Here is a 12,181-nt window from a genome sequence, read left to right as displayed (position 1 = left end):
GCGAATTCCCGACTCAGGACATTAGGGCCTGTCGTCCGGACCACGCCAAGGACGCGAAGCCGCGGGGCCGCGGGCCGTGAGGACCCGGCCGCCCCGCCGTCAGCGGGACAGCCGGGCGGGCACCGCTGCCGGCCGCCGCGGCGCGCTCATCCCCGGCGACGGCGCCACCGGCGTCGGCGTGCCTTGCTGAAGAACCATCCCGCCGGCGGCTCGCCGGAGCGCCAGGGCTGCGGCTCCGGCTCCTCGTGCCGCCGGCGTTCGGCCAGCATGCGGACGCGGGCGGACGGCTCGGCGGCCTCCGCAGCGCGGATGAAGGCGTCGTCCAGGACCACACCGTCCGGGGCGGGCGAGGCACTGCCCTCGGCCTCGTCCTCAGCCTCGTCCTCGGCGTCCCGGCCACGGGCCCGGCGGTCGGGGCGGTGGTCCGGCCGGTCGTCGGTCCCGAGGACGGGTGGGTCCGTCCGGCCCGTGGACGGGCCGGCGGGCGGACCACCGGTCCTCGCCCTCGTGCTCCCGCCGTTCGTCGTGCCCGGTCGTCCCACCCGCCATCGCGGTCAGTCCTTCCGTCGGATCGTGAGCCGTAGCCCTCGGTGTCCCCCGTGCCCGGTGTGCCGGAGCGGAACGAAGCGCGCGGAACGGGGTGAGGTCACTCCTCCCCGGCGAGCGTCAGCGTGCGCAGCTTCTGCCCGGCGTACCAGGTGGCCAGGACGGTGACGACGACCAGCAGGATCGTCGCGGTCGTGAGACCGACGTCCGAGGTGACCAGGTCGCCGCCGGAGACCTTCTGGGCCACCGCCAGCGACCACTGCTGGATGCTCAGCGTGCGCGCGCCGGGCACCAGGGAACCGAACAGGGCCTCCCAGACCAGCGCGTAGACCAGTCCGAACACCACCGCGTGCCGGGAGACCGTGCCGAGCAGCAGGAAGAGCGCCGCGTACGCGATGGAGGCGACCAGCGCGGCCACCGTGTAGGCGACGGCGATCTGCTGGCCGTTGCCGTTGAGGACGAAGCCGGCGATCAGGGTGGGCACCGCCGAGAAGACCATCGTCACGGCGATCGCCACGATCAGCTTGGTGTAGATGATCGTGGGCCGCTTGATCGGCTTGGACAGCAGGTACACCACCGAGCCGTCGTCGATCTCCGGGCCCATCGCGCCGGTTCCCGCGATGACACCGATGATCGGCACCATGGTGGCGAGCGCCAGCCCGCCGAGCACGTCGGCCGCGGTCTGGTCGTCGGCACCGGCGAGGACGCGCACCGCCACGGAGATCGCGATCAGCAGCAGGGGCAGGGCGCCCAGGATGAGGGCCCGGCGACGGCCGAGCAGGGCCCGGTAGGTGAGTCGGGCGACTGTGGGGTCGTACATGGTTGGCCTCCTACGCCGCGACGAGATACGAGAAGACGGACTCGAGGGACTCGTCGGACGGCGAGACCGTGAGCAGGCGGATGCCGTGTTCCTTCGCGACCCTGGGCAGCAGGGACGTGAAGCGGGCGAAGTCGACGGCCTGGATGCGCAGGACGCCCTCGCTGTGGTCGACCTCGATGCCGGACGTGGACGGGTCGGCGATCAGCGCGGCCGCGAGGACTCGGTCGTCGCTGGAGCGCACCAGGTAGCGGTGCGGACGGTCCGTCATCAGGCGGCGGATCTTGCGGAAGTCTCCGCTGGCCGCGTGCCGGCCGGCGACGACGACCTCGATGTGCCAGGCGAGCTGCTCGACCTCTTCGAGGATGTGGGACGAGAACAGTACGGTGCGGCCCTCGTCGCCCATGCGCCGCAGCAGGTCCATCAGCTGCATGCGCTGGCGCGGGTCCATGCCGTTGAACGGTTCGTCCAGCAGGAGCAGGGACGGCTCGTGGACCAGCGCGGAGGCCATCTTCACGCGCTGCCGCATGCCCTTGGAGTACGTGGCGATCTTGCGGTCCTGCGCGTACTCCATCTCGACCGTCGCCAGGGCCTGCTGGGCCGCCTTGGCGCCCAGTCCGTGCAGTTCGGCGTTGGCGACGACGAACTCGCGGCCGGTGAGGAAGTCGTACATCCCCTCGCGCTCGGGGACGATGCCGATCTGCCGGTAGATCTTTTCGTTGCGCCACACGGTCTGGCCGTCGAGGGTGACGGTGCCGGTGGAGGGGGCGAGGAAGCCGCCCATCATGTTGATGAGGGTGGACTTCCCGGCACCGTTGGGGCCGAGGAGACCGGTCACGCCGGGGCCGATGGTCATGGTGATGTCGTTGACGGCGACCACGTTGCCGAACCAGCGGGAGACGTGGTCGATGGAGAGCGTGGTCACAGGCCCACCTTCCGGTAGCGGCGCGTCAGAAGGCCGTAGCAGGCCGCGATCAGGCCGAGGGTGATGAGGACGTACACCACGCCCTCGCCGTTCGACGGTCCCACTCCGCCGGGGAAGGTGGTGCTCGCGCCCAGGAAGGCGGACTGCACACCGTCGATGAGGGTGACCGGCGAGAACAGGCCGATCCAGGCGATCGCCTGGGAGCTGTCCTGGACGTGCGCGATCGCCTGGAGGGTGGAGACCGCGCCGTAGGAGATGGTCAGCACGGCGATCACGGCGGCGATGCCGAAGCCGCGACGCGGGGTGACCGCCGCGATGACCAGGCCGATACCGGCGAAGAGCAGGGAGAGCAGTGCCACCGAGACGAGTCCTTGCGCGAACCCCTTGGTCTGGTCGGCGAAGTCGAGTTCGGCCAGCAGCGCGCCCACGTAGAGCACCAGCAGGGGAGTGGCGGTCAGAATGAAGAGGGCCGAGGTCAGGGCCGCGAACTTGGCGCGTACGTAGTCGGCGGTCTCGATGGGCCGCGAGAAGTACAGCGGCACGGTCTTGAAGCGCAGGTCGCGCGAGACGGACTGGGGTGCCTGCGAGGCGATGTACAGGCTGATCACGGCCTGCATGATGATCGCGTAGCGGGTGTAGTCGACGGGCAGTTCCTTCACCTTGGTGGCCACGGCGACGGCCACCATGATGGCGGCGGGGATGCACATCACCACGAACAGCAGCATCGGCAGCACCTTGGACTTCGCCGAACGGCCGAGGCCGTAGGAGCCGCGCAGGGACTGCGAGTACAGCGAGAGCCTGGCGTAGGAGCGGCCGAGGCGGGGGCCTTCGTAGGAGCGATAGCCGATGTTGTGGATCCGGGTCTGGTCACCCGACGTCGGTGCGGGTGTCCGCAGGGGCTGCTCAACCGCCATGGCCGACCGCCTCCTTCCGCTGCTCGCCGTTGCCGTGGCCGGCCCCGGTGTTCGTACCTGTACCCGCGTCCGTGCCCGCGCCGGTGTCCGTTTCGTTCGTGAAGACCTCGGAGATGTGGTGGCGGCGCTGTTCCATGCGCACCAGGCCGAGGCCGAGGTCGGCGATCACGTCCCGCACCAGGTCGTAGGTCTCCTCGCCCTGGGCGGTGAGCAGGAGGACGTGTCCGGAGCCCGGCAGTCCGCTGCCGTCCTGGACGGACACCCCGCGCGCGTCGAGCGCTTCGCGCACCGCGCGGGTGCCGTCGGGGTGCTCGTCGGTGTCGGTGACCTCGATCGCGAGGGTCGTCGTGTTCTGCGTGAAGTCCGTAGTGGAACTGGAGCGCAGCAGTTTGCCGCCGTCGACGACGACCACGTGGTCGCAGGTGCGCTCGAGCTCGCCCAGAAGGTGTGAGGTGACCAGGACCGAGATGCCGAAGTCGGTGTGGATGCGACGGATCAGGCCGAGCATCTCGTCACGGCCGACGGGGTCGAGGCCGTTGGTCGGCTCGTCCAGGAAGACCAGGTCCGGGTCGTGCACCAGGGCCTGCGCGAGCTTCACGCGCTGCTTCATGCCGGTCGAGTAGCCGCCCATGGGGCGGTAGCGCTCCTCGTACAGGCCGACATGGCGCAGGGTGTCCGCGGTGCGCTCCCGCGCGGCGGTGGGCGGCAGGCCGGACATGCGTGCCATGTGGACCACGAACTCGGTGGCCGAGACGTCCGGCGGCAGGCAGTCGTGTTCCGGCATGTAGCCGACCCGCTCCCGGATGGCGGCGCCCTCGGTCGCGACGTCGAGGCCGAGCACTTCGGCGCGGCCCTCCGTGGCGGGGGAAAGACCCAGAAGGATCTTGATCAATGTGGACTTGCCGGCTCCATTGGCCCCGACGAGTCCGGTCACACCGGGCCCGACGTCCATGGAGAGCCGGTCAAGCGCGGTCACCCTGGGGAACCGCTTGCTCAGACTTTCGGTCGCGATCACAGTCACGCCCCCGACGTTAGTGACCCGCGCCACGCGGGTCGTCAGCCCGGAGAGCCGTCTTGGCATCCCCCTCTGGTTGTACGGGCCCGTAGGGGATCCTCCCCTCGGGGAGCTGTCCGCAGCCAGGAGTCACCTCTTGACCCGGCCTCCGATGAGCTGCCAGATTCGCCGGTGCCACGCCACGGACACGGAGCGCAGCCCGCGGTACGGACACGTGGCACAGCAGACGGGCGCGGGCGCAGGGCGAAGTCGGCGGTACGGGGCGGAGGCGGAGTGACGGGCTTGTCCGGAACGGTGCTGCGGGGCGCGCGCGAGCGCCGGGTGCGTACCGGGGGCGTCGAGCTGTGCGTGGCGGAGCTGGGCGACCCCGGGCGGCCGACGGTCGTCCTGGTGCACGGCTACCCCGACAGCAAGGAGGTGTGGTCCGAGGTCGCACCGCGCCTCGCGGAGCGTTTCCACGTCGTGGCGTACGACGTCCGCGGCCACGGGCGGTCCACCGCGCCGCGTCCGCTGCGGGGCGGTTTCACCCTCGAGAAGCTGACCGACGACTTCCTGGCCGTCGCGGACGCGGTCAGCCCGAACGAACCGGTGCATCTGGTGGGGCACGACTGGGGCTCGGTGCAGGCCTGGGAGTTCGTCACCGTCGGACGTAGCGAGGGGCGGATCGCCTCGTTCACCTCGATGTCCGGCCCGTCGCTCGACCACTTCGGTCACTGGATCAACCGCCGGCTGCGGCGGCCCACCCCGCGCCGGGTCGGCCAGTTGCTCGGCCAGGGCGCCAAGTCCTGGTACGTGTATCTGCTGCACACGCCGGTGCTGCCCGAACTGGCCTGGCGCGGCCCTCTCGGCAAGCGCTGGCCGCGCGTCCTGGAGCGGTTCGAGAACGTCCCCCGCACAGGCGACGGACACTATCCGACCTCCTCCCTGCCGTCGGACGCGGCGCACGGGGCATGGCTGTACCGGGACAACGTCCGGTCCCGGCTGCGCCACCCCCGCACGGACGCCTACGCGCACGCGCCCGTGCAGCTCGTCACGCCGCTGGGGGACGCGTTCCTGTCGGAGCGGCTCTACGACGATCTCGAGCTGTGGGCACCGCGGTTGACCCGTCGGACGCTCCCGGCGAAGCACTGGGTGCCGCGGACCCGCCCGGACCAGCTCACGACCTGGATCACCGAGTTCGTGACCTCCGTGGAGGCCGGCCGGACAGAGGTCACCGCCCCGGGCCGGTACGCGGACCGGTTCGGCGGGCAGCTCGTCCTGGTCACCGGGGCGGGCAACGGCATCGGACGGGCGACGGCGCTCGCTTTCGCCGAGGCGGGCGCGCGCGTGGTGGCCGTCGACCGGGACGCGGAGGCGGCGGTCCGCACCGCCGAGGAGGCCCGTTCGGCCGGAGCGTCGACGGCCTGGGCCAGGACCGTCGACGTGTCCGACGCGCAGGCCATGGAAAAACTCGCCGAGGAGATCACCGCGGAGCACGGCGTGGTGGACGTCCTGGTGAACAACGCGGGTGTCGGCCTGGGCGGCTCCTTCTTCGACACCACCCCGGAGGACTGGAAACGGGTCCTCGACGTCGATCTGTGGGGCGTGATCCACGGTTGCCGGCTCTTCGGAGCGCGGATGGCCGGGCGCGGGCAGGGCGGTCACATCGTGAACGTGGCGTCCGCCTCGGCGTACCAGCCGTCCCGGGCGCTGCCCGCCTGCAGCACTTCCAAGGCGGCGGTGCTGATGCTCGGCGAGTGCCTGCGCGCGGAGCTCACGGGGCAGGGGATCGGCGTGACGGCGGTCTGCCCCGGCCTCGTCGACACCGGCATCACCTCCAGCGCGCGCTTCGCGGGCGCGGAGGCCGAGGAGGAGCAGCGCCGCAGGCAGCGGGCGGCCCGCCGCTACGGGCTGCGCAACTGTCCTCCGGAGAAGGTCGCCGCCGCGATTCTGCGCGCGGTGGTGCGGAACGAGGCGGTGGTACCGGTGGCCCCGGAGGCGCGCGGCGCGTACGTGTGGGCGCGGTGGATGCCGGGGGCGCTGCGCAGGATCGCTCGGGTGAGGCCACCGGTGTGAGGCCTCGCCGAGGGCCGGTCCGAAGGCCCGGCCCCGCGTCGGCCGGCGGCCGTCGGTACGGGACTGTCCGGGAGCCGCCGATACGGTTGTCCACAGGTTCGACCGAATCCGCTGTGGATAAACAGACTTTGCTGTGGATCAAACATGCTGGACAAAATCAATCGCGTGATTCACGTCTCCCGCGGCAGGCTGAGCGGATGGACGAAAGACGCACCGTGAAGGTGTCGAAGTACTTGGCCAGGCATCTGCGCCATCAGCCCGAGGCCATCGGGCTCACCCTCGACGAGGCCGGCTGGGTCGAGATCGACACGTTGATCGCCGCGGCGGCCGCACACGGCTTCCGGTTCACCCGGGCGGAACTGGGCCACGTCGTCGCCGCCAACGACAAGCAGCGCTTCGCGATCGAGGGCACCCGGATCCGCGCCAGCCAGGGGCACAGCATCGAGATCGACCTCGGACTGCCGCCGACCGCCCCGCCGCCGTATCTCTTCCACGGCACCGTCGCCCGTCACCTGGCCGCCATCCGCGCCGAGGGTCTGCTGCCCATGGACCGGCACGACGTGCACCTCTCCGCCGACCGCGCGACGGCGACCCGCGTAGGTGCCCGCAGGGGCCGCCCCGTGGTGCTCTCCGTGGACTCGGCCGCCATGCACCGCGACGGCCATGTCTTCCGGGTGAGCGCGAACGGCGTGTGGCTGACCGGCACCGTGCCCCCTGGGTATCTGCGGTTCCCCGAGAGCCACTGACGCGGCGGTTTCCCGGAGGCCGACGGCACCACATGATCAGCGGTATGGAACATCTGCCCACCACCGAGGCCGCCGTCACCGCCTTCCGGGCTCTCGCGGACGTATACGGGCGCGAGATCGAGGTCACCCATGACATCGGCGCCGACCAGACATCACGCCGCACCGCGGCGGGTGTGGGCGTGACCACCGACCCGGACGGCTCCCTCCCCCATGAGGCCTACGTCCAGTTCGGCGGCCTGCCCCGAATCAGCGTGCGGCTCTATGCCGAGGACGACGCCCTGATCGACGTGGAGGGCGTGGAGTGCCCCGACATCCCCCGCGACGAAGTGCCCGCCTTCCTCCGCTCCGTCTTCGACGGCCTCGCCCACGTCCGAAGCCGACGCTTCCCCCCGGGCCACTTCCTGATCGTGCCGCTGCCCGGCGACCGGACGCACAAGGAGTTCATCCCCATGATCGTCCTCACGCCTTGGCTGAGTGCGCGCGTGCGGTGAGCGCTGGATGTGCGGCGACCGTTTCACGTGAAACACCCGGGCGTCGACGGGGGCCGGCAGAACCTGAACTCGACGGCACGAGTCTGCGCCTGAGCACCGTGCCCCTCCCGTACCGCCGCTGGAACGAGGGCAGCCGTTCACCCCGGAAGAGCGCCGAGGAGCTCGGCTTCCCCACGGGACACACCTACGGTCACCTGCCGTGGCGCACCTTCCGGGCCGACCCGTGGTCCGGCGCCCTTCCGACCCCGACCGCCGCCGCGGCCGTCACCCTGCTGTCCGACCGTCCCGCTCCCCGTGACGAGACGTACGAGAACTCGTGCCCGGCGCCTCACTCGCGCCCTGGAGGAACGGCAAGGTCCGCCGACCGGTGACTCCGGGCGGCTCCGGGCGGCTCCGGGCGGCTCCGGCCGAAACCGCCCGGGGCCCGTTGCGGACCGCCGGACGGATGGCCCCCTGTGCCGGACGAATCCGTCACCGCGTCCGGGGAAGACTGGCGGGATGGGAGAGATCCGCGTCGGAACCTGCTCGTGGACGGACAAGGCACTGGTGTCCAGCGGCTGGTATCCGACAGGCCACCGCGACGCGGAGGGCAGACTGCGGCACTACGCCACACAGTTCCCGGTGGCAGAGGTGGACTCCACCTATTACGGGCTGCCCAGCACCCGTAACAGCCTTCTGTGGACCGACCGCACCCCTGAGGGCTTCCGGTTCGACGTGAAGGCGTTCTCCCTGCTCACCGGGCACCCGACGCGGCCGGAAGCGCTGCCCGCCGAACTGCGCCCGGCCCTCGCACGGCAGCGTGGGCGGGCAGGCATCGACCCCGGGCTGCTCGACGACGTGTGGGACCGGTACAGCGCGGCCCTCGAACCACTGCGCGCGTCCGGCCGTCTGGGGACGCTGGTTTTCCAGTTCCCGCACCGGCTCGTACCGGGGAGGCCGGCGGTGGAGTTCCTGCGCCGGTGCCGTGAGCGTGCCGCGGGATGGCCGATGGCCGTGGAGTTCCGACACCCCGGCTGGTGGCGCGAGGAGCACGTCGATGCGACGACCGCCCTGCTGACGGAACTGGACACGGCCGCCGTGGCCGTGGACATGGTGCAGACGCTTCCCGCTTCCGTACCACCGGTCGTACGGGTCACCACCCCGGAACTCGCCCTGGTGCGCTTCCACGGTCGCAACAGCGCGTGGGGGACCGGCACCAAGGAAGAGAGATTCCGCCACTCGTACACGCCCGAAGAACTCTCCGAGTGGACACCGCGCCTCCGCGAGATGGCCGAGCAGGCGCGGGAGGTCCACGTCCTGTTCAACAACTGCTGCGGGGACGCCGCCGTCAGCGCCGCGCAGTCGATGCAACACCTGCTCGGTCTCTCGTAGGGTCGTCCCCATGCGACTGAGCACTGTGATTCTGCCGATCGACCGCTGGCACGAGGGGGGCCGCGACAAGTGGCGGCGCGCCGAGGAGCTGGGCTTCCACGCCGCCTACACCTACGACCACCTGTCCTGGCGCACCTTCCGGGACGGCCCCTGGTTCGGCGCGGTACCCACGCTCACCGCCGCCGCGGCGGCCACCGAACGGCTCCGGCTCGGCACGCTCGTCACCTCGCCGAACTTCCGGCACCCGGTGACCCTGGCCAAGGAGCTGATCGCCCTCGACGACATCTCGGGCGGACGCGTCACCCTCGGTATCGGCGCGGGCGGTTCCGGTTTCGACGCCACCGCGCTGGGCCAGGAACCGTGGACCCCGCGCCAGCGGGCGGACCGCTTCGCCGAGTTCGTACCGCTGCTCGACCGGCTGCTCACGGAGGGCTCCGTGTCGTACCAGGGCGACTTCTACGCGGCGCACGAGGCCCGCGGCATCCCGGGGTGTGTGCAGCGACCCCGGCTGCCGTTCGCCGTGGCCGCCACCGGGCCGCGCGGGCTGCGGCTCGCCGCCCGGCACGGGCAGGCATGGGTGACCACGGGTGACCCCAAGCTGTACGAGAACGGCACGCCCGAACAGTCGGTGCACGCCCTTCGCGGTCAGCTGGAGAAACTGGCCGATGCCTGTGCCGAGATCGGGCGGAGCATGGCCGAGCTGGACAAGATCCTGCTCACGGGATTCACCCCGGACCGGGGGCGCCCGCTGGAGTCCCTGGACGCGTTCGTCGACTTCGCGGGCCGCCATGCGGAGCTGGGATTCACCGAGATCGTGCTCCACTGGCCCATCCCGGACTCGGACTTCGCGGCGGACCAGAAGATCTTCGAACGGATCGCCATGGAGGCTCCGGCCCAGCTGGGCTGAACGGGCGGGCGGCCGGCGAGCCGGATCGATGCCCGTAGCCGGCCCTCACCGTCACTGCCGCGGCTTCGGCCGCCGCACCCGTTTCGGCCGCTCACCGGGAGCGGTGAGCCCTCACCTGTACGGAGTGCGGCACGGCCGTGCGGGCTCGTACGGGACAATGGCGGGGTGACCTCAGCGACCGCACAGCCCGAGACCCCGGGCTCCCCCCAGCCCTCGACCTCGCTCGAGTGGGAAGACATCCCTGTCACCCCGCCGCGGCTCATCGCCACCGACCTCGACGGCACCCTGCTGCGCGACGACAAGTCGGTGTCCCCCCGCACGATCGCCGCACTGGCCGCCGCCGAGGAGGCGGGCATCGAGGTCTTCTTCGTCACCGGCCGCCCGGCCCGCTGGATGGACGTCGTCAGCGACCACGTCCACGGCCATGGGCTCGCCATCTGCGGGAACGGCGCCGCCGTCGTCGACCTGCACGGCGGTGCCGGTGCCCACCGTTTCGTGAAGGTGCGCGAGCTGGCCCGGCAGAACGCGCTGGACGCGGTGCGGCTGCTGCGTGAGGCGGCGCCCGGCACCGTGTACGCCGTCGAGCAGACCTACGGCTTCAACCAGGAGCCGGCGTATCCGAAGCTGCACATGGAGATACCGGACGTCCGCGCCCCGGCCGAGGAACTGCTGGCGCCGGGCGGCCCCGCCGACGACGAGCCGGTGCTCAAGATCCTCGCCCACCATCCCGAGCTCGACCCCGACGCCTTCCTCACCCTGGCCCGGCTGGCCATCGGCACCCGCGCCAACGTCACCCGCTCCAGCCCCAGCGCCCTGCTGGAGATCAGCGGTCCCGACGTGTCGAAGGCCAGCACCCTCGCCCTGTGCTGCGCCGAGCGCGGGATCTCGCCCGAGGAGGTCGTGGCGTTCGGGGACATGCCCAACGACATCGAAATGCTGACCTGGGCGGGCCGTTCCTACGCGATGGGCAACGCCCACCCGGATGTCCTCACCGCCGCCTCGGGGCGCACGGTCGCCAACAACGAGGACGGCGTGGCCGTGGTGATCGAACAGTTGCTGAGCCGACGGTCGTGACCGGGCCGATCACCCGGTGGGCCGACCGTCTCGGGTGGGGTCGACCACCCCGAGTGGGTCCGGCGTGAACGGCGGAGCGGGCCGGGCCCGGTGCCCGCTCAGAGTGTCAGCCCGCGTTGCGCCAGCCACGACACCGGGTTCACCGCCGAACCCATCTCGGGCGTGACCCGCACCTCGAAGTGCAGGTGCGGCCCGGTGGAGTTGCCGCTGGTCCCGGACTGACCGATCCACTGGCCGGGCGAGACGTGTTCGCCCTGGTCCACGGTGACGGCGGCCAGGTGGGCGTACTGCGTGTAGTAGCCGCCCGCGTGCTCGACCACGATTTCGATGCCGAAGGCCCCTCCGCAGGACACCTTCACCACCTTGCCCCCGCCCACGGACCGCACCGGCGTGCCGATCGGCACCGCGAAGTCCTGGCCGGTGTGCCGGTTCGCCCAGAGCGCACCGCCGCTCCCGTAGGACGCGGACAGCACGTAGGTCTCCACCGGCGCCACCCAGGACCCGGTGAACGCGGTCTCCGGCTGATCGAGCCGCACCGCCCCGCGGCAGGAACCGGCCGCCACCGAGGCGTCCGCCTGGCCCTGCAGCTGCCACCGCGCCGTCTCGAGCTTCTGCTCGATGCTGCTCTTGAGACCGGCGATTCCCTTGTTCCGCTTCTCCAGCGCCTTCCACGCTTTTTCTGCCTTCGCCTCGTCCCGGGCGAGCCGGGCCTCGGCGCGCGCGTTCCTCTTAAGCGCGGTGTCGAGGGTCAGGTTCGCCTTCCACACGGCACGCTGACCGCGTATCACCTCCTCCGGGTCGTCCGCGAGAATCAGGTGCGCGGTCAGTGGCAGTCCGCCGCCACTGCGGTACTGGGACCGTGCGATGCGGCCGAGGTCATCGCGCAGGACCTCGGACTCCCGGCGCTCCTGGTCGAGCAGCTCCTCCAGCCGTCGTACCTCGGTCCGCTGCCGTCTCGCCTGGCGCCGGCCCGCCTCGTACTTCAGTGTCGCCGCGGCCGCCTCCTCGTAGAGTCGCGCCACCTGGGCGCTGGCCCCGGATTCCGGACCGTGGCCCGGAACGTACGGGCCGTCGCCCTCGCCGTCGGTGGGCCGGGCGGCGAGCACGGCGAGCGCGCACAGCGGCACGGCGACGAGCAGCGGATGACGGCGGGGGAGGCGCATGACAGCGATCCTGGCCCCCGCCCCGGCAACGGTCCTGTTCATGTCGTACGCCTGGGGGACCGTACGACCCGGATGGACCAGCGATACCGCCGAACAGAGCACCCGCTGATCGTGATTGACACCTGGTCAAGTGTTCTCACGTCACGCGGGCCCACCC

The 12,181-nt window shown here is 71.4% G+C and carries 11 protein-coding genes and 1 pseudogene; 6 read left to right on the top strand and 6 right to left on the bottom strand.

What is annotated here, in order from left to right; genetic code table 11:
- Nucleotides 1–146: 146 nt before the first annotated feature.
- The 5 genes and pseudogenes from AOK11_RS01325 to AOK11_RS01305 form a co-directional block, all read right to left on the bottom strand.
- Nucleotides 147–398, bottom strand: a pseudogene (locus tag AOK11_RS01325) (SGM_3592 family protein); the annotation flags it as partial.
- 248 nt (nt 399–646) lie between these two features.
- Nucleotides 647–1,366, bottom strand: a complete 720-nt coding sequence (locus tag AOK11_RS01320; RefSeq protein ID WP_055591753.1) for an ABC transporter permease subunit — start codon at nt 1,364–1,366, stop codon at nt 647–649.
- Between the two features lie 10 nt (nt 1,367–1,376).
- Nucleotides 1,377–2,288 (bottom strand): ABC transporter ATP-binding protein, encoded by a 912-nt coding sequence (locus AOK11_RS01315; protein WP_055591752.1) that lies wholly within the window; start codon nt 2,286–2,288, stop codon nt 1,377–1,379.
- Nucleotides 2,285–3,202, bottom strand: coding sequence for an ABC-2 transporter permease (locus AOK11_RS01310; RefSeq protein WP_055591751.1), 918 nt, complete (start codon nt 3,200–3,202; stop codon nt 2,285–2,287). Before AOK11_RS01310 ends, AOK11_RS01315 begins: the two co-directional genes overlap by 4 nt.
- The gene (locus tag AOK11_RS01305) at nt 3,192–4,217 is read right to left on the bottom strand and encodes an ABC transporter ATP-binding protein (RefSeq protein ID WP_240497166.1); all 1,026 of its coding nucleotides are present in this window, start codon (nt 4,215–4,217) and stop codon (nt 3,192–3,194) included. Before AOK11_RS01305 ends, AOK11_RS01310 begins: the two co-directional genes overlap by 11 nt.
- Nucleotides 4,218–4,499: 282 nt before the next feature.
- On the opposite strand from AOK11_RS01305, the gene AOK11_RS01300 reads away from it, so the two are divergent.
- The 6 genes from AOK11_RS01300 (at nt 4,500) to AOK11_RS01270 (ending at nt 10,861) form a co-directional block, all read left to right on the top strand.
- A complete protein-coding gene (locus AOK11_RS01300; protein ID WP_055591755.1) occupies nt 4,500–6,272 on the top strand; it encodes an SDR family oxidoreductase in 1,773 nt (590 codons plus the stop codon).
- A 197-nt stretch (nt 6,273–6,469) separates the two neighbouring features.
- Complete coding sequence (locus AOK11_RS01295) at nt 6,470–7,018, top strand: RNA 2'-phosphotransferase (RefSeq protein ID WP_055591750.1); 549 nt, start codon at nt 6,470–6,472, stop codon at nt 7,016–7,018.
- A 32-nt stretch (nt 7,019–7,050) separates the two neighbouring features.
- Nucleotides 7,051–7,509, top strand: a complete 459-nt coding sequence (locus AOK11_RS01290) for a hypothetical protein (RefSeq protein WP_055591749.1) — start codon at nt 7,051–7,053, stop codon at nt 7,507–7,509.
- 498 nt (nt 7,510–8,007) lie between these two features.
- The gene (locus AOK11_RS01280) at nt 8,008–8,880 is read left to right on the top strand and encodes a DUF72 domain-containing protein (RefSeq protein WP_055591747.1); all 873 of its coding nucleotides are present in this window, start codon (nt 8,008–8,010) and stop codon (nt 8,878–8,880) included.
- A gap of 10 nt (nt 8,881–8,890) precedes the next feature.
- On the top strand, nt 8,891–9,787 hold the full coding sequence (locus tag AOK11_RS01275) for an LLM class flavin-dependent oxidoreductase (RefSeq protein ID WP_055591746.1): 897 nt from the start codon (nt 8,891–8,893) through the stop codon (nt 9,785–9,787).
- Between the two features lie 165 nt (nt 9,788–9,952).
- On the top strand, nt 9,953–10,861 hold the full coding sequence (locus AOK11_RS01270) for a Cof-type HAD-IIB family hydrolase (RefSeq protein ID WP_079034557.1): 909 nt from the start codon (nt 9,953–9,955) through the stop codon (nt 10,859–10,861).
- 98 nt (nt 10,862–10,959) lie between these two features.
- Here AOK11_RS01270 and AOK11_RS01265 read toward each other — a convergent pair whose 3' ends face one another.
- Complete coding sequence (locus AOK11_RS01265) at nt 10,960–12,024, bottom strand: murein hydrolase activator EnvC family protein (RefSeq protein ID WP_055591745.1); 1,065 nt, start codon at nt 12,022–12,024, stop codon at nt 10,960–10,962.
- Between the last annotated feature and the right edge of the window lie 157 nt (nt 12,025–12,181).

This window comes from Streptomyces hirsutus, from assembly GCF_001418415.1.
Taxonomy (GTDB): domain Bacteria; phylum Actinomycetota; class Actinomycetes; order Streptomycetales; family Streptomycetaceae; genus Streptomyces; species Streptomyces hirsutus.
The sequence above is the reverse complement of the archived record's forward strand: the minus strand, read 5'-3'. Positions and strand labels throughout refer to the sequence as shown.